This is a genomic window from Bacillus sp. 05T21, from assembly GCF_056396785.1.
This window is the reverse complement of the sequence record NZ_JBFTMD010000022.1, coordinates 41,370-64,990: the sequence shown is the minus strand read 5'-3', so window position 1 is coordinate 64,990 and position 23,621 is coordinate 41,370. Positions and strand designations below refer to the sequence as shown.

24 protein-coding genes are annotated in these 23,621 nt (G+C 35.3%); 22 read left to right on the top strand and 2 right to left on the bottom strand.

Going from position 1 to position 23,621, the window contains the following annotated elements; genetic code table 11:
- Window positions 1-327: 327 nt before the first annotated feature.
- Window positions 328-522, bottom strand: a complete 195-nt coding sequence (locus tag AC1DKZ_RS25790) for a hypothetical protein (protein WP_000095757.1) — start codon at window positions 520-522, stop codon at window positions 328-330.
- A 735-nt stretch (window positions 523-1,257) separates the two neighbouring features.
- Between AC1DKZ_RS25790 and AC1DKZ_RS25785 the strand changes: the two genes are divergently transcribed.
- Entirely contained in the window at window positions 1,258-1,425 is a 168-nt protein-coding gene (locus AC1DKZ_RS25785) for a hypothetical protein (RefSeq protein ID WP_476997342.1), read from the top strand.
- Between the two features lie 372 nt (window positions 1,426-1,797).
- Here the strand turns inward: AC1DKZ_RS25785 and AC1DKZ_RS25780 are convergent, their stop codons facing one another.
- Window positions 1,798-2,484 (bottom strand): CPBP family glutamic-type intramembrane protease, encoded by a 687-nt coding sequence (locus AC1DKZ_RS25780; RefSeq protein WP_476997341.1) that lies wholly within the window; start codon window positions 2,482-2,484, stop codon window positions 1,798-1,800.
- 207 nt (window positions 2,485-2,691) lie between these two features.
- Between AC1DKZ_RS25780 and AC1DKZ_RS25775 the strand changes: the two genes are divergently transcribed.
- The 21 genes from AC1DKZ_RS25775 to AC1DKZ_RS25675 all read left to right on the top strand — a co-directional run bounded on the left by AC1DKZ_RS25775 (window position 2,692) and on the right by AC1DKZ_RS25675 (window position 23,601).
- Entirely contained in the window at window positions 2,692-2,814 is a 123-nt protein-coding gene (locus AC1DKZ_RS25775) for a DUF3983 domain-containing protein (protein WP_000645582.1), read from the top strand.
- 315 nt (window positions 2,815-3,129) lie between these two features.
- Complete coding sequence (locus tag AC1DKZ_RS25770; protein ID WP_476997340.1) at window positions 3,130-3,612, top strand: ArpU family phage packaging/lysis transcriptional regulator; 483 nt, start codon at window positions 3,130-3,132, stop codon at window positions 3,610-3,612.
- Window positions 3,612-4,154: a site-specific integrase gene (locus AC1DKZ_RS25765; protein ID WP_427225375.1), complete on the top strand. Its 543-nt coding sequence runs from the start codon at window positions 3,612-3,614 to the stop codon at window positions 4,152-4,154. The genes AC1DKZ_RS25770 and AC1DKZ_RS25765 overlap by 1 nt, the downstream gene beginning before the upstream one ends.
- 194 nt (window positions 4,155-4,348) lie before the next feature.
- Complete coding sequence (locus AC1DKZ_RS25760; protein WP_367735263.1) at window positions 4,349-5,302, top strand: nucleoside 2-deoxyribosyltransferase; 954 nt, start codon at window positions 4,349-4,351, stop codon at window positions 5,300-5,302.
- An 818-nt stretch (window positions 5,303-6,120) separates the two neighbouring features.
- Window positions 6,121-6,384, top strand: coding sequence for a hydrolase (locus AC1DKZ_RS25755; RefSeq protein ID WP_476997339.1), 264 nt, complete (start codon window positions 6,121-6,123; stop codon window positions 6,382-6,384).
- Window positions 6,371-6,706 (top strand): HNH endonuclease, encoded by a 336-nt coding sequence (locus AC1DKZ_RS25750; RefSeq protein ID WP_476997338.1) that lies wholly within the window; start codon window positions 6,371-6,373, stop codon window positions 6,704-6,706. Before AC1DKZ_RS25755 ends, AC1DKZ_RS25750 begins: the two co-directional genes overlap by 14 nt.
- A 154-nt stretch (window positions 6,707-6,860) precedes the next feature.
- The gene (locus tag AC1DKZ_RS25745; protein WP_476997337.1) at window positions 6,861-7,196 is read left to right on the top strand and encodes a P27 family phage terminase small subunit; all 336 of its coding nucleotides are present in this window, start codon (window positions 6,861-6,863) and stop codon (window positions 7,194-7,196) included.
- A complete protein-coding gene (locus AC1DKZ_RS25740; RefSeq protein ID WP_476997336.1) occupies window positions 7,193-8,851 on the top strand; it encodes a terminase TerL endonuclease subunit in 1,659 nt (552 codons plus the stop codon). Before AC1DKZ_RS25745 ends, AC1DKZ_RS25740 begins: the two co-directional genes overlap by 4 nt.
- An 8-nt stretch (window positions 8,852-8,859) precedes the next feature.
- Entirely contained in the window at window positions 8,860-10,023 is a 1,164-nt protein-coding gene (locus tag AC1DKZ_RS25735; RefSeq protein ID WP_476997335.1) for a phage portal protein, read from the top strand.
- Window positions 10,007-10,789, top strand: a complete 783-nt coding sequence (locus tag AC1DKZ_RS25730; RefSeq protein ID WP_476997334.1) for a head maturation protease, ClpP-related — start codon at window positions 10,007-10,009, stop codon at window positions 10,787-10,789. The genes AC1DKZ_RS25735 and AC1DKZ_RS25730 overlap by 17 nt, the downstream gene beginning before the upstream one ends.
- 19 nt (window positions 10,790-10,808) lie before the next feature.
- Window positions 10,809-11,966, top strand: coding sequence for a phage major capsid protein (locus tag AC1DKZ_RS25725; RefSeq protein WP_476997333.1), 1,158 nt, complete (start codon window positions 10,809-10,811; stop codon window positions 11,964-11,966).
- An 11-nt stretch (window positions 11,967-11,977) separates the two neighbouring features.
- Window positions 11,978-12,271: a hypothetical protein gene (locus AC1DKZ_RS25720; protein WP_476997332.1), complete on the top strand. Its 294-nt coding sequence runs from the start codon at window positions 11,978-11,980 to the stop codon at window positions 12,269-12,271.
- 1 nt (window position 12,272) lies between these two features.
- Entirely contained in the window at window positions 12,273-12,638 is a 366-nt protein-coding gene (locus tag AC1DKZ_RS25715) for a phage head closure protein (protein WP_476997331.1), read from the top strand.
- On the top strand, window positions 12,631-12,978 hold the full coding sequence (locus tag AC1DKZ_RS25710; RefSeq protein WP_476997330.1) for an HK97 gp10 family phage protein: 348 nt from the start codon (window positions 12,631-12,633) through the stop codon (window positions 12,976-12,978). The genes AC1DKZ_RS25715 and AC1DKZ_RS25710 overlap by 8 nt, the downstream gene beginning before the upstream one ends.
- Window positions 12,975-13,304, top strand: a complete 330-nt coding sequence (locus AC1DKZ_RS25705) for a hypothetical protein (protein ID WP_476997329.1) — start codon at window positions 12,975-12,977, stop codon at window positions 13,302-13,304. Before AC1DKZ_RS25710 ends, AC1DKZ_RS25705 begins: the two co-directional genes overlap by 4 nt.
- The gene (locus tag AC1DKZ_RS25700; protein WP_476997328.1) at window positions 13,305-13,898 is read left to right on the top strand and encodes a major tail protein; all 594 of its coding nucleotides are present in this window, start codon (window positions 13,305-13,307) and stop codon (window positions 13,896-13,898) included.
- 4 nt (window positions 13,899-13,902) lie between these two features.
- On the top strand, window positions 13,903-14,247 hold the full coding sequence (locus AC1DKZ_RS25695) for a hypothetical protein (RefSeq protein WP_476997327.1): 345 nt from the start codon (window positions 13,903-13,905) through the stop codon (window positions 14,245-14,247).
- A gap of 235 nt (window positions 14,248-14,482) precedes the next feature.
- Complete coding sequence (locus AC1DKZ_RS25690; RefSeq protein WP_476997326.1) at window positions 14,483-18,304, top strand: hypothetical protein; 3,822 nt, start codon at window positions 14,483-14,485, stop codon at window positions 18,302-18,304.
- Window positions 18,305-18,345: 41 nt separating this feature from the next.
- Window positions 18,346-19,803, top strand: a complete 1,458-nt coding sequence (locus AC1DKZ_RS25685) for a distal tail protein Dit (RefSeq protein ID WP_476997325.1) — start codon at window positions 18,346-18,348, stop codon at window positions 19,801-19,803.
- A complete protein-coding gene (locus AC1DKZ_RS25680; protein WP_476997324.1) occupies window positions 19,800-23,222 on the top strand; it encodes a phage tail spike protein in 3,423 nt (1,140 codons plus the stop codon). Before AC1DKZ_RS25685 ends, AC1DKZ_RS25680 begins: the two co-directional genes overlap by 4 nt.
- Before the next feature lie 37 nt (window positions 23,223-23,259).
- Window positions 23,260-23,601: a hypothetical protein gene (locus tag AC1DKZ_RS25675; RefSeq protein WP_476997356.1), complete on the top strand. Its 342-nt coding sequence runs from the start codon at window positions 23,260-23,262 to the stop codon at window positions 23,599-23,601.
- The last annotated feature ends 20 nt before the right edge of the window (window positions 23,602-23,621 follow it).

The following is a 23,621-nucleotide window of genomic DNA, read 5'->3' as shown; positions in this document are numbered from 1 at the left end:
GGATGGTTGCATACTAAGTATGCAATCAAGAGTATTGTTGAATGTATTGGGTTATTCAACAAGTTCAGAATAACACGAAATTTCCGCGAATTCATCCGGTAAATTTGTCCAAAAAAGGTGTTTCTATAAAAGTTTTTCACCTAAGAAATGGATTCATAGATCTTAACAAAAGCGTTATTTTAATCGGAAATGGCAGGTAATTGACCAAATCACCTGCCATGTGCCTAAACAGTCCGGAGGGGTAAAGCTCCGTTTTGAAAGAGTTTAGCTGACTTGAGGATAGTATGTGTAATGTAAAAAAAATAATTCGTAAATGAGAATGAAAAATTATTTTATAAGGACGGGCATTCTTTTAGTTTCAAATCTTTCAAAGTCTATTGGACAATATGCAAACGTTGCGATAGGTTCTGAAGTTTCATTCGTTAAAAAAGTGTGGTTAATTACTTGGCCAGAAGAAGAATAAAATGTAATTTTGGTTTTTGATATAGGAGGAAGCGTTATAACCAGCGGTTTACTTGACATATTAATCAACTCCTAAATTATTGGATGTTATAAGAACTTAAAATGTATTCAATAAATATGTATGAACTCATTTTATAAAGTTAGTACTTTGTGAATTGAGAAATTCAACAAAATAGTTATTTGGGATAGATTAGTAGCTGAAATGCTAAATATCTAGCATTTCAGCGGGTTGTTTATCCATTTTTATTACGGGAGTTTTTCAACTTGCTATTAGAAGAAATAACTCCGCAAAATATAGCAATAAAAATTGCGACCCAGGTTCCCATGGACATGGAGATCCCTCCTAGTAATAAAATGAACTACTTCTATATTTTAACATTATTAATTGTTTTATTGTTAATAAATTGAAATATTACACAAATGAGATGTTATAAAACTAAATAAAATTCTTATCTTATAAGAAAGTGAGTGGCTATCAATGAATCAATTAGATATCGACAAAATGGTACTTCGATTAAATGTAGGGTACAACGGTTTTTAATTTAAAGAATCGGATCTAAAGGACGGCGAACTAAAGGATTGGGCCAAAAAGAATAATTTGTTAAAAAGTGATGATAAGGTCAAGGATTAATAAAATCCTTATTTAAACGGAAAAAGAGCGCACGGGAAAGCGCCCTTTGACTAAGAGTCATATTGATAAGTGAAAATGTAGCAGCAATATAGCATATGTATTTTCTTAGCGTATGTGCAAATTCTGAACAAAATCTTTATTTTAATAGAAAGGTAGTGGACGATATGAAAGAAATAGGTGGTTGGCTAGGCGGAGACTATGACAAATTAGGTTTATTTGATAATAAAAAAGATGCTGAACGTGGTATATGCCTAACTGAAACCTTGGATGATTTACTGGAAGAATTTAAAGATAAAAACGTTAAAATAACAATTGAAATAAATAATGATTGATTAGTTGGTTTGATATTCAACAAAAACGCTATTTTAGTAGAAAACATCTAAAAGGACCCACATTGAGGGGGTGGGTCCTTTTAATAAAACTAAGCATATGGAGATTAACTATATATTACCAGAAATGGATTGTGTTCTCTATGTGTTAGTTGTTGAGAAAGATTTTAAAAAAAACTACATTTCGCACAACAAAGCAGCTAGCTGAAGTAGCTAACTGCTCCATTGTACGCTTTTAGAAGTAGCATAGGATACACCTATAGTATAAACGGATATCGAAATGTTATGCAGGAAAGAAAACTAAACAAAAATTTCATTTTGTATGTATTTGAAATACGAAAAGAGCACTTAATAAAGTGCTCCTTAATCATCATTTTAGCGTAGGACAGAAAATAATAATGCTGCTATGAATGGTGTGAAATCAAATAAGATATGTGTGATAGAACTGGCCCATAATGAATTAGCTTTAAATGCAACCCAGTTAAGTGGCAATCTAGCTAAACCAATAACAAAGAAAATTTGAACGAGGTTACCGTTATATGTAGAATAATGTGCCAAACCAAAAAAGAACGCTCCAATAATTGTAACAATAATCATTGATCGTTTCTCATTTACTCCATGTTTTTTCAAAAAATAAATTGCTAGTATAGATGGAATTAAAACGAAACATTCTTCACCGATTAAACTAAATATAATATCTATAGCGTTATAGATGAATTGAGCAGGTGTGTTGTCTACAAAAATATTAGTCGCTCCGTTAGCAGCAACCGGGAAGTCAAAACCATATGTGATTACTACTGCAACAAGTGAGCTTTGGACTGCATTCCATATGTAACCAATTAAAATAAATTTAATTGCTCCTTTTTGGAGGGGACTAAACGCCGACTTAATTCCGTATGTACCGTAGTTTAAATATAGGGCAATGACGCCAGCAAGAGCTATAAATGTAAAACTGAATGGCAGACTAGCAKAAGCCAAACCTATGTAAGCAATAAGAATTAAAAAGATACCGATAATTACAGTTAAAGTGCTACTAGGTCTTCTGTCGTAAAGACTGTTCATTGAGTTTTCCCCCTGCTCTGTTAATAAAATTCGTTTAATCAAATTCCAAAAATATAAAATTTCATTTTTATTGTATGACGGAGGTAACAAATTTAAAAGAAAAATATATGTAATCACATGGAGAATTTTTGAAATATGTAAATCTTATGAATTTATTCGCGTAAATAAAACTGAACAAAATAATCCTTTTAAAGCGAGGTTGGGAGAATGAAAGCTTTGAAGAAAAGAAAAATTAGAAAAGCAATTGCTCGTCGTGCAAAAGATGTGGAGAAATATCAAGTCAATAAAGCTTGGAGAAACATTTTTGTACAAGCTGGTATTTTAAAGTGAATGCAAACAGAATACAGTCCGGCTAGAAAACTAGAGGACGCCAATTCATTAAAGCGGCAATTAAAGCTGTTTTAGGAATAGGTGTCCTTTTTATTTTCAAAAGGGAGATGGGGAAATTTGAAGGCACTTAAGGACCAATTACTTTATTGCAAAAAACAATCAAATCAAAAGAAAAAGAAAACTAAGAAAAAGTGAAAAGAGAAGTTAAGCACTCGTGACATAGAAGGTTTAATGGAGATTCATGGACCACGTTATGGACGTAGACGAGGAGCTTTAAGACAAAAGTAATATAAAAATAAAAAGGAGTGGTCTTACATGACTAAACAATTATCTTTCTTACCAAAAATCGATAGAACAGCAACGCAAGAGAAGTTAGAGGGTGTTCTTGAAAGTGTACGTATATATAGACAGTTCGGAATGATTCGTAAGGAAATGAAAGTCACTCCTTCTTATGAAGTTAGAGAACATGGTCCAACACATGCTGTTGGAAAGCCTTTAGAGGATGTAGCAATCGCTAATTTGCAACAAAGTGAACGTGAAGAGTGGTTGGAGTTAATTTCATTCCGTATTGATCAATTTTTAAACCGTTTAGGTAATGGTAGTGCGGGAAGAATTCAAAGAGATATTATTAGTAAACGTTATTTAGAAGAAGAGGACGTATGCGATTATATGATTTATAACGAAATAGGAATGGCTGAACGTACGTATCGTCGTTGGAAATCCAGAGCATTTTATAATTTAGCTTTCGCTCTTAGATTAGAAGTTTATGAGACTGAAGAAACTGGAGGTAATGAATAATGAACTTCGTTCAACCAATACGTGATCCAGAAGAAATACAGCAGCTAAAAGAGTATTTTAAGGAAAAGAGCTTACGTAATTACATTCTCTTCATTATGGGCATTAATACAGGTCTCAGAATATCAGATATTTTGAAATTAAAAGTAGGTGATGTCAAAGGCAGTCATATCTCTATGAGAGAAAAGAAAACAGGGAAACAGAAACGAATACAAATTACTGCAGCACTGAAAAGAGAACTTAAATGGTTTATTGAAGAGCGAGAAGATAATGAATATCTATTACAAAGTAGACAAGGTAAAAATCGACCGATTGGTCGCAGCATGGCATATAAGATATTAAGTGTAGCTGCAGCAGAGTTTGGTTTAGATGAAATAGGAACACATACGCTAAGAAAGACGTACGGTTATCATATGTACATGCAAACGAAAAACATAGCATTACTTATGGAGATATTCAATCACTCGTCAGAGAAGGTCACATTACGTTATATAGGTGTAAATCAAGATGCAATGGATAAAGCAATGACTAGGTTTAAAATCTAATCATTGCTTTTTCTTTTTAAATCTATACAGTTACTCATAAAATTCGTACTGTGTAACTCAAAAGGGAAAGTATTATAAAGTCAATGATATCAATGGATTTGGCGAAGGGGTCAGTTACACACAATATAAGATATGGGTAAGTCAATTATTTATATGTTAAGATTATGCTATAAAAAAAGAAAGTAGTGATTGTGATGAGTGAAAGATGTCCGGTTTGTCAAAACTCTATTGAGGAACAACAATTAGTGGGAGTGGGAGGAGGACGTGTAGAGCAATATAAATGTGAGAATTGTGGTACATTTTCCATGGCTGAAGAAGCGAGATTTGAATTAAATGTAGAGCAGAAGAGAAAACTTTCTGCAATTTTAAGAAAGAGAAACATTAGAGGGATGGGAAAAATAATGATTTTTCTTAATCGACCAGATAAAAATCTTTCAGAATTTCCGTATCCTATTTATCTTTTAGAGGATCTATTAAGTGAATATCCAGATAGTGCTTCTGATAGGTTGGATGAGTCATTAATAAACTTAGCTAAATTGTCCAAATTTCCAGGTGACCCAGTATATATTCGTGAATCAGATAAATCTCTATTTTTTGTACAGAGTGTTCACTTGTTGGAAATGAAATATATAGCGAACCAACTATTTCAGGACGAACTGATTGAGATATCTAAGCTATCGGCAGCAGATTTCCCTGCGCATATTACAGTTACAGCGAAAGGGTGGAATCGTATTGCAGAATTAGAAAAAGGAAGAGAAGCGGATAATAAGCAGGCATTTGTCGCGATGTCGTTTAGTCCAAAAATGGATGGTCCATATAAGAATGCAATCACAAAAGCTATAAAAGAGGCAGGATACCAGCCTATCAGAATTGAAGAAGCGGAACATAATAATGACATAACTGATGAAATTATAGTCAAAATAAGACAAAGTAAATTTGTAATTGCAGATTTTACCGGACACAGAGGTGGAGTTTATTTCGAAGCTGGTTATGCGATGGGACTAGGTAAGACTGTTATATGGACATGTAAAGATGACGATTTTAAAGATATTCATTTTGATACTAGACAATTTAGTCATATTAAGTGGTCAACAGAAAACGAATTATACCAAAAATTATTAAACAGAATTAAAGCAACAATTAATTAAAAACATGGCAGAGTCGTGACCGCTTTTTGGCAGGAAATGTGTCGGTTATTTTGGAATTAACGTGTTATATTTGTATTGTGGGAAGTGGCGGGAAACACAACTCACTATGTTGTTTCTAAAATTCTAAACGGTTCGTAATGACGGCACATAAAATCCGAAACCAGCAGATGGTACTGATTGAATGCTACCGTTATTAAGGAGAGCTTTTGCTCTTCTTCCAGTTACTTAATATTGTTGGAGCAGATGAATGTAGCGACATTAAGTGATTGGAAGAAGAATAAAACTTCATTTACCGTAAATGAATCACTGAATAATACACTGGAAAAGAGGACTTTCACAAACGTGGCTGTCCTCTTTTTATTAGAAAGCCTATACCTTTACAGGAACAAAAAAGAAAGTACTAGTATACCACCTAGAATGAAACCAACACAAAGTGAAGAGTATTTAAGGAAAAGCATTGCGAACACTCCTTTTAGGTAAAGTATGAGTCAATAATGAAGATTTTATTAAAAAGCATCCATTCGGGTGCTTTTTATTTTGAATAAAGATAGGGAGTGAGATAGATGTGTGAGGTTAATGATTAATGACTAAACATTACTTAATTAACACATTAGTCAATTGGCGTAAGAGCATCGAAAGATTCTATATGAATTATTCTTTACAACTCTTGAAGGATAAATTGCAAATGAGTGATGAAAAAGCATAAGAAACATATCAAGAAGAAGTCGTACCGCTATTATCAATGGGGTATAGCTGGTATGAATATAAACATCCAAAGTTACGTGAGTTATTAGGAGAATGGTAAGGAGTGAAGATAATTGGACAACGTTTTAAACGGTAAGATTGCTGCGCTTGGTCTTATACCTATTGATAAGACAGCATATATCAAATATCTGAAGCCACATGAGAAAGTGTACAAGAAGGCTGGGATCGATGTTAATCGATTCAAGTATTACAAACTGTACGGAGAGAAGCACATGCTTTATTCTGTAGAATACCTGGAACAAACATCAATAAAAGAATTATTGGAAAGAGATAGAGCGAATCAAAAGCGTTTGGTAAAGACAGATGAAAGAATATAAAACCAAACAACAGAAGCGTAAGTTCTATGACAGTGGTGAGTGGAAGAATATACGTGAACAAGTAAAGAAGCGAGACAACTATGAATGCCAAGAGTGTAAACGAAACGGCCGTGTTCAAACAGATACCAATGAGTACAGTGAAAGCGCAAAGCGTAAGAAGATACAGCTCGTTGTCCATCATATAAAAGAACTCGAACATCATCCAGAACTTGCATTAGAAAAAGATAATCTCGAAACAGTATGTGTGGATTGCCACAATAAAGAACACGGTAGAACATTCAAAAAAAAACAGAATAAATGGGAACACGATGAAAAGTGGTAAAAATGATTCGGTAATAAAACCCCCCCCTTAAAATATTTCATCAAAAAATGATCTAAGGGGCACCGGAGGAGGGGGGCGATTTTCCAAATTTGTCACCGTTTTCGCGCGTTATATTAAATTGGAAACTACTGTAAATCGGGAAGGAGGGGATCTAGTGGCTAAAACCAGTCGTGAAACCTTGAGAGAACGTATTGAAACAGATTTATACAGCCAATTGAAAAAGAAAAAAATCGTTGGAAATCATTATGAAGACTTAGTTCAAGACTATTTATCATTGTGGGATTTAAAGTGTGAGCTTATCGATGACATTCAAGATACCGGAATAAAAATATCTGGTATGCATGGCCCAAAATCCAATCCTTCCATCAATGATTTACATAAAACCAATGATCGAATGATAAAGATTTTAGGCGCGCTTGGTTTGGAAGCATCAGCTGAAGTAAGTAATGTACCACAAAAAACTACGCGCTCAGTTAAAGATTTAACATGATTCAAAATCAACACGTTTATGAATATATTGAAATGTATCGGACAGGGAAAATTAAGCTAAATAAAGAGCGCATAATGCTAATGGAGTACCTGGAGAAATACATTTTAATACGTGATGATTTATATTTCCATAATGAAATGCATGAGGACTATATAAAATTCACTGAGAAATGGTATTTTGAATTGCAGCTGTTTCAAAAGTTTCTTACAGCATTCGTTTTTTTGTTTTATAAAGAAGATGATTCTGTATTTTACGAGCAATTTTTAATTATGATGGCTCGTGGTGGTGGTAAAAATGGTTTGGTTTCATCGTTATGCCATTTCTTTATTAGTCCACTACACGGAATAGATCGCTACAATGTTTCAATTGTGGCTAACAACGAGAAGCAAGCTAAAGTTTCTTTTCGTGAAGTGTATGAGGCTATTAAAGGAAAAGAAATACTAGAGGATATGTTTTATCGAACTAAGGTAGAGATACTGAGTAACGATACTCAAAGCATTATGCAATATCATACATCTAATGCAAGTTCTAAAGATGGACTTCGTGACGGTTGTGTTATTTACGATGAAATACATCAATATGAAAACTTTGATGTAGTAAATGTATTCTCTAGTGGACTTGGAAAAGTGCCAAATGCTAGAGAATTTTTTATTGGTACAGATGGTTTTGTTCGTGATGGATTCTTGGACAAGACAAAAGAAAGAGCAATGAACATTCTAAAAGGAAAAGATTTAGAAGATCCATTGTTCCCCTTCATCTGCAAAATTGATGACCCAGAAGAAATTGATAATCCTGATGTGTGGGAGAAAGCAAATCCAATGTTCAGTGAGCCGAGAAGCTCTTATGCTAAAGGGTTATTTAAAAAGGTATTAACTCAATATAAACAGTTAGCAAACAATCCATCAAACCGTGAAGAATTTATAACGAAACGTATGAATTATCCAGAAACAGATTTAACAAAGGCTGTTGCTCCGTGGGAAGAAATAATTCGTACTGGTTATGAAGAAGATGGGGAAACACTTAGAGAAGTTCCAGATCTAAGACATAAAACAGCTGTGGGTGGCCTCGACTTCGCCAGCATCAAAGACTTCGCATCAGTCGGGCTACTGTTTAAGAATGGTGAGGATTATATTTGGAAATCCCATTCCTTTGTACGAAAAGGCTTTTTGGATAAAGTGAAATTAAAAGCACCTATTAAAGAATGGGAAGAACAAGGATTGCTGACTATTCTAGATGAACCAGTTATTAATATTTCCCACATTGTAGATTGGTTTGTAAAAATGCGTGAGTTATATGGGGTTAATACGATTGTAGCTGATACATTCCGTCTTGATCTTGTTAAAACAGCACTTGAAGCTGAAGGGTTCATATTGTTATATATTCGTAATCCGAAAGCGATTCATTCTTTATTAGCGCCAAGGGTCGAAACGTTATTTGCAAACAATCGTATTATCTTTGGTGATAATCCATTAATGCGTTGGTACACCAACAACGTCTATGTCCACATCAAAAAAGACGGCAACAAAGAGTATCTGAAAAAAGATGAATTTAAGCGTAAAACAGACGGATTCCAAGCTTTCATTCATGCACTATGGCAAGCGGATAACATTCTTGTGGATGAATTCGACTTTATGCTAGATGGTATTAAATTCTAATAAAGGGGGTGATAATCATTGGATGGCTGGATGCAGTATTTAAAAGAAATAGTGAATTAGGATTTATGTTTGATGTGGAAATGTTTATTGAAAAAACGAACAGAGTCCACATGAAGCGACTAGCGATTGATACATGTATTTCTTTTCTAGGAAGGACAATTAGTCAATCAGAGTTTAGAGTAAAAAACGGTGAAGAATTTGAAAAGAATGAACTTTACTACCGGTTAAATGTTAGACCAAACAAGAATATGACAGCAAGCACCTTTTGGGAAAGGTTCATTTACAAACTTATTTATGATAATGAAGCCTTAATTATACAAGCTGATGATGGTGATCTACTCATTGCTGATGACTTTGAACATAATGAATACGCTGTGTTTGAAGATACTTTTACAAATGTTACCGTAAAAGATTATCAGTTTAAGAGAAGTTTTAAACAAAGCGAAGTCATTCATTTAAAATATCGAAATGACAAATTATCACCACTCATTGATGGTCTTTTTACTGATTATGGTGATTTATTCGGTAGAATATTAAGCTCTCAAAAACGTAAAAATCAAATTCGCGGAACAGTTGATATGGACATGCTTGCCGCGAAAAGTAAGGAGCACCAATCAAAGCTTCAAGAATTCATTGATAACATGTATAAAGCAATTGGAGAAAAAGACGTTGCTATCATTCCACAACAACCTGGATTTAAATACGCTGAAACATCGGGCGGTGGGAACTCCGGTCAAAGTGTGGAGGAAATCAATAAAGTAACCAATGGCTTCTTAAATCAAGTAGCAATGGCTTTTGGTATTCCAACAGCTTTATTGTATGGGGAAATGGCGGATGTAGAGAAGCAAACGAAGAATTACATGCTTTTCACGGTGAATCCTTTGTTAAAAAAGATTTCAGATGAAGCAAACGTTAAATTCTTTGAAAAAGAAGAGTATCTTTCAGGTCAAAAAATTGAAATTAAAGCCATTTCTTATCAAAACATATTCGACCTTGCAACAAGTATTGATAAACTCATTTCTTCAAGTGCATTTACAGGGAATGAGATTCGATTAGAAGTAGGATATGAAGTTTCTGATGATCCTAACTTAAATACACATCATATTACGAAAAACTATACGAAACTAACTCAATCTGAAGGAGGTGAGAATACAAATGACGGTGAAAATTGATGTTAAAGGGCCAATTATTTCAAATGATGAAGCTTGGATTTATGATTGGTTTGAAATGGATGCTGCAAGCCCAGGTAAGATTACAAAACAACTTGATAACGCAAATAGTGAGGATTTAATTGTCTCAATTAATAGCCCGGGTGGTTATGTAGATGAGGGTTCGGAAATTTACACAGCATTAAAAAATTACCCTGGTCATGTGGAAGTTCAAATTGTTGGTTTAGCAGCAAGTGCAGCTTCTGTAATTGCTATGGCTGGTGATAAAGTTCGAATTTCTCCAACAGCAAAAATCATGATTCACAACGCTGCTAAGTGGCATGGTGGGGATCATCGTGACATGGAAAAGGCGTCTGAGATGTTAAAAATAACAGATCGCGCAATTGTAAATGCCTATGTCATTAAAAGTGGTAAATCTGAAGAAGAACTACTTAATATGATGGCTGAAGAAACTTGGATGGGTCCACAACAAGCGTTAGAAAATAATTTTGTGGATGAAATCATATTTATGGAGAATCCAGTTAAAATGACAGCTTCAGCTGCCACTTCTGCGATGCTTCCACAGAAAGTAATCGATGGTTTTAGGAATGGAACACTTAATAAAATTAAATCTGAAGGAATTACAAAAGAAGATTTAGAAGCATCTCTAGCTGAATTCAAAAGTGGAATTATGAATGAATTACAAATGAATACGGAAATAAAACCAAAAGAGCCGAATCCGAAACCTGTAAAAAACAGTGGGATTAAAGGGCTCTTTTTAAAATTATAAAAATTGGGGGAAACACATAATGACGATTAAATTTAATAAATCTGAAGCGTTTAGTAAGGCAAAAGCAAAATTAACGGATGCTTTAACTAATGCAGAAAGTACAGAACAGGAACAATCAACTGCTTTTGAAAATTTCTTTGATGCAATGCAAACGGATGTAATTAATACAGTTCGTAATCAAGTAAATGATGAAATGTTAGATCGTTCTATTCTTCAACAACGTGGTCAAAACGTATTAACAGCTGCAGAAACAAAATTCTTCAATGCAGTTGTACAAGATGGTGGATTTAAAGACGGTTCAATCCTTCCGGTAACTACACAAGAACGTGTATTTGAAAACTTAGTTAAAGAACATCCATTGCTTGATGCTTTAGGGCTACAAGATTTAGGTGCTGTAACTAAGTTCATTTACTCTGATGCAACAAAAGCATATGCATGGGGTGAATTATTCGGTGAAATCCGAGGACAAGTAAATGCAGCGTTCCGAGAAGAAAAAATCGGTCAACTTAAATTAACTGCATTTGCGGCTATTCCAAATGATATGTTAGAACTTGGACCAGAATGGGTTGAACGTTACGTTCGAACTTTATTAGTAGAATCTTATTCAGTAGGTTTAGAGTTTGGTTTTGTAAATGGTGGCGGATCAGTAGCACATCAACCTGTAGGTTTAATGAAAGATGTAAATGCAACTACAGGTGCGGTTACTGATAAGAAATCATCTGGTACATTAACATTTGCCCCTTCTCAATTTGGTGAAGTTGTCGCTGGAGAATTATATGAAGTAGTAAAAGCTTTATCAACTGATGCGAAAGGAAAATCAAGAAAAGTCCTAAACAGCATTGTAATGGCTGTCAATCCTGTGGATGCAATCGGTGTACAAGCACGTAACACAATTCAAACTGCTAATGGTCAATGGGTAATGGCATTACCTTATAACATCCAAACTGTAGAATCTGAAGAAGTGCCAGTAGGTAAAGCGTTGTTCTTTGTAAAAGGTCAATACCTTGCTGCAATTGCTGGTGGATATAAACTTAAAAAGTTCGATCAAACGTTAGCAATTGAAGATGCTACGCTTTATACAATCAAACAGTTTGCTAACGGTAAACCAAAAGATAATAAAGCAGCTCTTGTATATGATTTAAAGATTTCTTTCGTCCCTAAAATTCCTGCAAGCTAAGGGTGATGTAAATGAATATAGTAATTTCGAATGAAATATTACAGCAATTTAAAGATAGGATGCGATTAGGTGACGATGAAGATGACAACCTAAAACGTATCCTTTCTGCATCTAATCAAGAATTAACAAGAGTATGTGGATCATATGACATAAATAATGATGAAGCGTTCAAGGAATTAGTTTTTGAGCGCTCTCGTTATGTCTATAATGATGCACTTGAGTATTTTAATAGTAATTTTTTAACGATGATTAATAGTTTCAGTATCGAAAAAGCATTAGAAGAAATTGTATTGGACGGTGATTAATATGCGTCCTTTTCAGTACAAGAAACCACTGAATACAGGTGATTTTAGGAATCGAATTGTTATTGAGCAACCAATAGCAATAGAGGATGAATTAGGCCAAACAAGTGAAGATGAAATAACGTGGAAAGAGTTAAAAAAAGCGTGGGCTATGATAAAAACGTTAAAAGGCTCTGAATATATTGCAGCTTCAGCTTCACAAGCGACAAAAACATATCGTTTTGTTATCCCATATACTTCTGGAATTACAGAAGAGATGAGGATTAATATGAAAGGTCGTATCTTTGATATTATCGAACCGCCTATGAATGATGATGAAATGTATCGAACATTGACCATCATTGCAAAGGAGAGTGTGGGAGATGAATGATTTTGCTAGTGAGCTTGCTAGAGAACTACAACGGTATTCAAACTTAGTAGAAGAAGAAATGGAAGTTGCAAAAGAAGAGGTTGCAGATAACCTAGTAAGTGAATTAAAACAAAAAAGCCCTAAAAAAACAGGTAATTATCGTAAGGGATGGCGTAAGAAAAAGGATGGTAATGCAATTATCGTCCACAATGCATTGAAACCACAAGTTACACACTTATTGGAGAAGGGTCATGCGAAAGCTGGAGGTGGTCGTGTAGCCGCTCAAGTTCATATACGTCCAGCTGAAGAAAAAGCGATAACTGACTTCACCGAACGTGTGGAAAGGGCGATTCAGCAATGACATTAAGTGAATTAAAGGGAATTCTTGATGCTACAGGCTATCCTGTGGCCTATTCGCAGTTCACAGCAACACCAGGCAAACCAGTTCCGAAGCCACCTTATATTTGTTATCTTGTGGATGGATCTCCTAATATGCCAGCTGATAACAAGGTGTATCACAAGATAAGTGATGTAAGTATTGAGCTTTATACAATAAAAAAAGACTTGGCTGTAGAAGCCAAATTAGAAAAAGCCTTAGATGATCATGAGATACCTTATGAATCATTTGAGGCTTTTATTGAATCTGAAAAAATGCATCAAAAAACATATGAAGTGAGGTTGATATAAATGGAAAACAATAAAGTAACATTCGGTTTGAAAAAAGTTCATTTTGCTCCATACAGTGTACTAAATAATATAGTCACTTTTGATACGCCAATCCCAATGCCAGGTGGGGTTGAATTAACGTTTGAACCACGTGGTGATTTAATTGAATTTTACGCTGACGATATGCTCTATTACGCTGCAAGTAATAACCAAGGTTATGATGGAACGTTATCTATTGCGAATATTCCAGAGCAATTCGCTATCGATGCATTAGGTGAGCAGCTTGATGAAGTTGATGGTGTATTAAATGAGTTAGCGGATGCAAAAGGGAAACCATTCGCATTGCTATTTGAATTTGATGGYGATAAAAAAGCAACTCGTCATGTTATGTATAACTGTGCAGCAAGTCGTCCAACACTTGCATCTAAAACAAAAACAAACTCTGCGGAACCTAATACAAATGAATTGAAATTTGTTTCTAGTCCAATTGTTTTAGCACCAGGTGGAAGTCCAATGGTTAAAACAAAAACAACATCTAAAACAACTCAAGCTATTTATGACGGTTGGTACAACGAAGTGTACGTTAAAAAAACAGCAGCACCAAAAGGAGCGTAAGTAAATGGAAAAGACGATTACTATAGATGGAAAAGATATTCGTTTAAAAAGTACAGGAGGAACACCAATCCGATTTAAAGCACAATTTGGTAAAGATTACTTTGCACAGCTACTTAAATTAGCGCCACTTGGGAAAATTGATATGGAGCATTTAGATCCAAGTAAGTTAGATAGTGTGGATTTTGAAGTGTTTTATAATCTCGTTTGGACGATGGCAAAAACAGCAGATAAAGAAATTCCGGAGCCTATGGTGTGGTTGGATTCATTCGATGAGTTCCCAATCATTGAAATCTTAGAAGATATTCAAGATATGATCGCTTCCACAATTCAATCTAAAAAAAAGTTGTAGATAGCAATAATAGTAGTTCACAAGGAGCGAATCAGGGTGATGTTTTCACAACTGAAACGTTCCTTGTTTTGTGTTATAAATGCAAGCTTACTAGAGCTGATTTAGAAGATATGACAATCGGCATGTGCTTAGATTACATCGATGAATATTTAGAAATGCAAAAACCGCAAAAAGAAAAAGTAAGAAAAGCAACTCAAAAAGACTTTAATTCCTTCTAAGGAATAGAGGTGAGAAAATGGCAGGGAAAATTAAAGGAATTACGATTGAAATCGGTGGTAATACTGAACCGTTGCAAAATGCTTTAAAAGATGTAAATAAACGAAGTAATGATTTAACCAAAGAATTAAAAGATGTTGAGCGTCTTTTAAAATTTGACCCTGGTAATGTCGAAGCGTTGGCTCAAAAACAACAATTACTTACACAAGCGATTGAAAATACAACCCAAAAGCTAGATAAATTGAAGGCAGCAGAACAACAAGTTCAAGCTCAATTCCAAAACGGGAAAATTTCCGAAGAACAATACCGCGCTTTTAGACGTGAAATTGAATTTACAGAAGGATCGCTTAATGGTCTGAAAAATAAACTCGGAAACATGAAGGCTGAACAAGACAATGTAGCAAGTTCAACAAGACAATTAGAAACATTATTTAGAGCTACAGGGAAAAGTGTTGATGATTTTGCAGGGGCGTTAGGAAATCGTCTTGTGAATGCAATTAAAAGTGGCACGGCTACAAGCAGACAATTAGATCAAGCGATTGGGCTTATCGGTCGTGAAGCTTTAGGGGCAGAAGCTGATATTGAGAAGTTACAATGTGCTCTTAGATCTGTAGACGACGGTAATTCAATACAACAAGTTCGGAATGACTTGAGAGACCTTTCACGTGAAGCTGAGAGAGCAAGTAAAAGCTTCAAAGAGTTAGACATCGGTTTAGAGAATATGTTAGGCGGAGCGATGGCCGCTGGCGGTATATCAGGAGTAATTGAAAAAGCTCTTGATACTTCTAAATTAAAAACGAAAATTGATGTAACTTTTGAAGTCCCAGCATCATCTAAGAAATCAGTTGAACAAGCTGTTAGAGGTATAGAAGCCTATGGTGTAGATGTGGAGGAAGCTCTTGAAGGAACACGTAGACAATGGGCTTTAAATAAGAATGTTAGTGATACAGCTAATGCTTCAATTGTAAAAGGTGCAGCAGCTATTTCAACGGCTTATGCTGGTATTGATTTTACTGAATTAATTCAGGAGTCTAATGAAATTGGAAATGAATTAGGGGTAACTAACGAAAGTGCTTTAGCTTTAACAAATGCCTTGTTAAAGATGGGATTTCCACCTGAACAATTAGACATTATTGCCGAATACGGCGGGCAATTAGCACGAGCTGGGTATACAGCTGAAGAAGTACAAGCAATTATGGCAGCTGGGGTTGAAACAGGTACTTGGAATATCGATAATTTATTAGATGGCCTAAAAGAGGGTCGTATCAAAGCGGCTGAGTTCGGTCAAGGTGTCGATAAGTCCATGAAAGAAGCCCTTGAAGGTACGAAAATCTCAGCCGAACAATTAGAAAAATGGGGGCAATCTGTAGCAAAAGGCGGTAAAGAAGGTTCGGCCGCTATGACAGATATTGCTAAAGCATTGAATGAAGTTGAAAATGAAACAAAGCGAAATGAGATAGGTGTAAAACTGTTCGGTACCATGTTTGAAGATCAAGGGCAAAACATTATAGATACACTGTTGAACGCTCAAGGTAAAGTTATTGATTTAAATGTAAGCCAAGAAGAATTAAATGAAATGATAAAGAAAATGGATGCAAGTCCAGCTATAAAGTTTCAAAAGGCAATGGGTGATTTAAAAATGGCCCTTGAACCACTTTTGGGCGTAGTAGCCAACATTATTGGAGCCTTTGCAAGTTGGATTTCAGCACATCCAGCAGTAGCCGCAGCATTAACAACTATTGTTGTCACACTGGGAATATTAATTGGGGCATGCATGGCTTTAGCTCCAGTATTTGTAACCTTATCCAGTATTGCTGGAATAGTAGGTGTAAGTATTGGGGCTATTGCTGGGCCGGTTGCGTTAGTTGTAGGAGGATTTATTGCCGCCACCGCCGCAATAGTTGGATTAGTAATTGGATTAAAAAAACTGTGGGAAAATAACGAGGGGTTTAAAAATAGTATTTCTGGCGTGATAAGTGGTATACAGAGTTTTATTGATATACTCGTTTCATTAGGGAAATATCTATTCTGGACGGCCGCAGACGGTGATCACTTAAATGATTGGATTACCCATTTACCAAAAGGATTTCAAGATGCAGCTGAAATAATAGGATTAGCAGTTAGTAAAATACGTGAAGCATGTCTTCATCTTTTTGATGCAGTAAAAGCTGTTTTTTCGGGAGACTTTAGCCAATTAGGTGAAATTTTTAAAACAATTGGTCCTTCTATAGCAGGGGCAATTGTCGGTGGGCTTCCTGGTGTTCTCGTCTCTGTATCTCGTTATTTACCAGCAATTGCAGAGTATTTGAATGCAAACTCAGAAATTATTATTGAAACGATCACTAATATTTTTAATAACATAGCTAATTTCGTGACAACAGCTTTACCGCAATTTCTAGAGGCTGGATCGCAAATGATTTCAAGTCTTGTGAATGGATTAGTGGTAGCAGCTCCAATCATACTTGAAGCGATAGTGGGGATTATCAATACAATTTCACAAATGATTGCAACTTATCTTCCTATGATTGTTCAAACGGGGATTCAAATTATTCAAACCTTAATTTCTGGAATTGTACAGTTCTTACCTACGCTTATAGAGACAGGGCTTCAATTGATTATGAATTTGATTAACGGAATTATGCAGATGATTCCGCAATTAATTCCAATAGCTGTAACAATTATTCAAACCATTATTAACGGAATCATGTCATTTTTACCTCAATTAATTGAAATGGGTATCAATTTACTAGTTTCATTGATTACTGGAATCACACAAGCGCTACCTATGATTGCATTGGCAATTATCACTGTTATAACTACTTTGATAAATGCTATTACTCAAAATCTTCCTATGATTATTGAAGCTGGTGTTAAAGTGTTAACTAGCTTAATAGATGGAATCATTAAAATGCTACCGCTGTTAATTGATTTAGCGATAAATCTTATAATAAAAGTAGCAGATACATTACTAGCAAATTTACCAAAGATCATTGAAGCTGGTATAAAGATTTTAATGGCTATTATCGATGGTATTGTAAAGGTGTTACCGCAGCTTATTAATGCGGCATTAGATTTAATCTTTAAAATAGCATCCACATTAATTGCGAACTTGCCTAAGATACTTGAAGCAGGTGCAAAAATCTTACTTATGCTGATTGCAGGTATCGTAAAAGTTATACCAGAATTAATTGCGGCAGCATTAAAGTTAATTGTTACTTTAGCTGGAGAATTAATTAGAAATTTACCTAAAATTCTTGAGGCTGGTGTGAAATTAATTTTGGCTTTAATAGAAGGTATTGTAAGTATGGTGGGAAAATTAGGTTCTACAATTGTGACTGATATAATACCGAAGATTGTTGATACATTAAAAAAAATCGATCTATTCAAAGTAGGTAAAGATATAATAAGTGGATTGATTGACGGTCTAGGTAGTATGGTTGGAAAAGTGGCAGACAAGGTTAAATCCATCGGTAGCAGCATTTTAGATGGTTTTACTGGATTCTTTGACATCCACAGTCCATCACGATTAATGAGAGATAAAGTTGGTAAGCATATCGGTGCAGGTCTTGCGATTGGTATGGAAAATTCCATTGGACTAATAAATCAAGCATCTAATGCAATGAGTGAAGCGGCAATACCAACAGTAAATGTGGGTAATATAGGTGTACAAGCTAACGGACTATACCAAGCTCAAGGAGTAGACGGTACATTCCCGATGCAGGGAAGTGGATTAGCAATTGAGGTACCTGTCATTTTAGAAGGTAGAGAAGTGGCACGCGGTACGTACCGATATACAACCGAGTATCAAGATAGAGAAGCGAAAAGAAACTCAGCCTTTTAGGTTCGGGTTTCTTTTATTTTATAAAGAAATGAGGTGTTAACATGAGTTCTTTTACATTTAACAATCAACGTAAAGATTTTATTCAAATTGAAAATGGATGGAAAAGACCGACATGGGCACCATTGAAGAGAAATTTATTGCAAGTTCCTAATTATCCAGGGGCGAGATTATTAAATACCCAAACTGATATACGTGTACTTTCTATTCCAGTCGGAATTATTGTTCCTGATGGATCTAATTTAGAAACATTGAAAGAAGAAATCGCAGATTGGCTAATTACAGAACAACCAGTAGAGCTTATTTTTGATGTAGAGCCAAACAGAACATATCTAGCTATTGTGGACGAAGGGTTTGATCCAGATGAATTCGTTACTCTTGGAAAAGGTGAAATTAAATTCATTTGCCCAATGCCTTATAAACTAGGTCAGATACAAACAGTTGATTTTCTGAATGATGGCCGGGGTCTAATAGCAAACGTACAAAATAAAGGGAGCGTTGAATCTAATCCAATTATAGAAGTTGAAGTAGAGAAGCCTTCCACATTTCTTGATGTATGGAATGGAGACAAATATTTTCGCATTGGATATCCATTGAAAGCAGATCAGGTTCCCGTTGAAAGAAATCAACGCGTGTTGTGGGATGAAATGGCAAATACTGTGGGATGGACAAATGTTCCTAAAACAGAAGATATGACGGGTGGAGGGAAGTTTAAAACAGACGGATATCGTTTTATGGCTGAATATCTGGGCGAACCTACAGTAAAAGGATGGCATGGTTGTATAGCAAAGAAGAACATACCACAAGGCCCTTTGCAGGACTTTATCATGCAAGCCTATGTAGGTATTAATAGTTTTCACTGGGACCAAATGGGACGGGTTGAAATAGGATTGTTGGATGAAAATAGCGATTATGTAGCCCGTATATCTATGTCCGATGTGCAATGGGAAGCGGAACAGAATAGTGGATTCGCTTCTGTTGGGAATAGTAAAAAACCAGGTGGACAGATATTCATTAATGAACACGGCGATCATCCAGATACTTGGACAAACTTTAGAGGTCGCTTATGGCTTGCCAGAACAGGGAACAGATGGGAAGCGTATATTTCTAAGTTTATATTCGGTACTGAAATCGATGACGCTGAAAGGTTCGTTGTCTGGTTTGATGAAAATAACGTGAATATGAACAAAGTCGCTCAAGTTCAAATCAGTATTTCTCAGTTTTCAAACAACATGTTTTGTTCGCAAATGTCCATTGATGACTTGAAAATTTGGAAAGTCAACATGAATACGCAAAGAAATCCTCCTTATATCTTTGATGTTGGTGACAAAGTAACCATTGATACCGAACGAAGTATTGTAACGATAAATGGTAAGAGCGCTATTAATTTAAAGGATATTTTTAGTGATTATCCTGTTGTTCAAAAAAGGTCGAATAAACTAGAAATAATGCCTTCAACTGTCGGAGCAGCAAAGGTAACGTATAGGGAGCGATTTAGATGAGAACACCTAGCGGAATTTTACATGTTGTTGATTTTAAAACAAGTCAAATCGTTTCCAATATACAACCAAAAGATTATTGGGATGATAAACGACATTGGGAGATAAAAAATAACATTGATACATTAGAGTTTAAAGTATTTGATAATACAGATCATGCAGCTACACTTATGCAGCAAAATTCAGTTTTAAAAGAGGTAAGGGATGGACGGATTGTTCCGTATGTCATTACTGAAACTGAAAAAAATTCAGATGATAGATCCATTATTGCTTATGCATCTGGTGAATGGATTCAACTTGCGAAAACTGGCATTATAAATCCGCAGAAGATTGAAGGTAAAACAGTCAATGAGTTTATTGATATGGCTCTTGTAGGTACGAAGTGGAAAAGAGGAAAAACAGAATATGCTGGCTTCCACACGATGACGATCGATGAATTTATAGATCCATTGAAATTTTTAAAAGATATTGCTTCCTTGTTCGAATTAGAAATTCAATACCGTGCGGAAGTTGTAGGCTCTCAAATTGTTGGCCGTTATGTGGATATGGTGAAGAAGCGAGGGCGTGATACTGGTAAAGAAGTAACTCTTGGTAAAGATTTGATTGGTATCAAAAGAATTGAGAATTCCCAAAACATCTGTACAGCCTTATTGGGGTTCGTAAAAAAAGAAGGTGGGGACTTTATAACCATCTCTAGTATTAATAATGGCGTTCCTTATCTCGTAGACAATGATGCATTTCAGCGATGGAATGAGCGTGGTCAACATAAATTTGGTTTTTATACTCCAGAAACAGAAGAAGAAATAACACCACAACGCCTTTTGACACTCATGAAAACAGAACTTGCAAAACGTGTAAATACATCTTATTCATATGATGTTCAAGCACAAAATATAGGGCGTGTATTTGGGCTAGTTCATGAGCTGATTAATGAAGGAGATACAATTCGAATTAAAGATACAGGGTTTACACCTAAATTGTATCTAGAAGCTCGTGTTATTGCCGGTGATGAATCATTTACTGATCCTACACAAGATAAATATGTGTTTGGAGACTATCGTGAGATTGTGAATGCTTATGAAGAATTAAGAAAAATGTACAACAAAATCCTTGCTACGTTAGGAAGCAAAGCTAACAAAGAATTATTAGATAAGTTAGAAGAACTAGTAAAAGAGAATGATCAAAAAACCGAAATTGCTCAGAAAGAATCAGAAGCAGCGAAACTGTTAGCTGAAAAAGTCCAAGAAAATCTTAAGAACTATCAAACTACTATTATTGAAAGCAAAAACCCGACGACGACAGGATTAGAGCCTGGTAAAACACTTTGGCGTGATATCTCAAATGGTAAACCGGGTATCTTAAAAATCTGGAAAGGTACTGATTGGGAAGTACTCATACCTGACTATGGAAAAGATGTAAAAGATCTTGATGAACGAACTGCTGAGATACAGACATCTATGAAGGGATTAACAAGCGACGTTAAACAATTATCTATCACTACAACAGATCAAGGGAAACAAATAATTGAAGCTAACAATAAAATTGAACAGACTGCACAAAAGCTTGAAGCTAAAATCGATATTAAACAAGTTGAGGACTATATCGGTGGAATCGGACCAACTAATGAAATTAGAAACACTAGATTTACAAAAGGTACAAAGTATTGGGGACTCAGTTCTAAGTTTCCTGCAGTTGTTGATCAGGACACAACACATTTGGGTGATTTTAGTTTAAAGTTATCCGTTACTGGAGAAACTGCGCCTGTTTATAATAGTTTTACATCTAATAGAGTTCCAGTAACGCCCGGCGAAGATGTTGTTGTTTCAGCATATTTTATGACTAAAAATATAGATGAGCATTACAATAAGAAAATTAGAATGGTTGCTGTGTTTTGGAAAAGTGATGGTACCCAGTTTTCTGCTGGCACCTATGATTTTACTATAAAAAATGATACTTGGACGAGACAAGAATTTACAAAAGTAGCTCCACCAGAAGCTGCTCTTGTAGGGATCAGAGCGTATGTTATTCAAAATGGAACGGTCTGGGTAGCTCGCCCGATGTTGCAAAAAGGAACTAAAGCAAGTTCATTTATCGAAAATCCAAATGATATGGTCGATAAAGATAAAATCATGGAAGATCTGGCTGATAAAGTAGCAACTGAAAAATACGATAAGAAAGTTACAGAGTTAGAAAGAAGTATTACCGCAAATGCAGACGGCGTTTCAATTATCTCTAAAAAACACGAAACTTTTGTGAATGATACTTTTGATGCCTATGTCAAACAAACAGGATCTAAACTACAAGTGTTAGATGAAGGAATCCTTGCAGAAGTTAAAAAAGGGAATATCATCGCAGCTATTAACTTTTCATCGGAAAAATTAGTAATTGATGTTTCAAAGGTAAATATTAATGCCGATACAATGGTGAAGTGGTTAACAGCAAAAGGCATTGATACCAATATCATAAACGTTAATGGCGATAAAATTACCATTGATAAAAATGGTGTAACTGTTAAAATGCTAGATTTCCTATTCCAAGACGAATGGGGAACAAAAACAACAGCAGTATCGAGACGAAACTTAATAGCAGATTCCGATTTTTCTAGTGTTGGAAAGAAAAATATAGGAAATGCAGATTACTATGGGTTTGAAGGTGGATATGGTCTAAGTTGGAAGTTGCAGGGCAATGTAGTGATAGAAAAAAATACATCTGTATTTGATTACGAACAAATGATTAATGCAGCAAGGGTAGATTTGTACAATTATCCAGAAGTAGTCGTGAACAATGGAATACATCCTGGAAATGAATATACGGTATCTGCTCATTTTAGAGCATCTATGATAAATGGTGTACGTAAAACAGCAAAACCACGATTACACGTATGTTGTGTGAAGTTTAAGGATAATGTGTCCTATGACATATGGAATGAGCAAAAAATGGACTTCCCTGAGCCAAGTATATTTTATGGTGAAATTAGGAGGTATTCATTTACTTTCAAAGTACCTACAAACTATAAACCACAAGAGCATGCGTTGATTATTAAAGTGTGTTCTGCAAATGGGCAAATAAGTGCAGGTACAGCGATTTGTGTATCAGGTGTGACACTATACAGTGGGAAATATGCATCTATGTATAACTGGGATCGAGCAGCAGCAGAAAGAGCCGCTGGTATTCAGCCATTTAATAGTATTTCAGTAGGCGGTGTAAATAACAACATAGGTCCGGCACCTGATGGTCAAACGTTTGATATATCTACAGAAAATGAGGTTAAGTTCTTTAGGAATATACGAGCGGTTCAAGGCGTTAGCCTTGGTGGAAATGCATTTCAAGGTTGGGGGCATATCCGTTTTACAGACGGAAGTCGCGGCGTCGGTTTTTACGTCAATACCGCGAATGGTTGGCAATTTAATGCACTTGGATAGAAAGGGGAAAGAAAAAGTGAATCAATCTAATATTCCTATGATGCCTTTACAAGAAGGTGACGCATTTCCCTTTATGGGAAGATTGGTAGATGCAGAACGAACAGAAACAGGAATTTTTGTTCAAATACCTATGGATATGTTAAATAATGCAGGAATTCAAAAAGGTATTAGTAAGGTTGAAGTATGGAGGGAGATGGATGGAACAATAAAGTTTCGAATTGCTACGTTGTGTGAAATATGTAAACGTGGAGCACGTCTATATGAATTGGATATGGGATTTGCGAAAAGGAATATTTGTGCAGATGATTACAAAACAATAACAGGTAATTATCCACCACAAGAATCGCGAATAACCGAAAATACTATACAAACAGAGTAAGAGGATGGTCTTTTTTATTT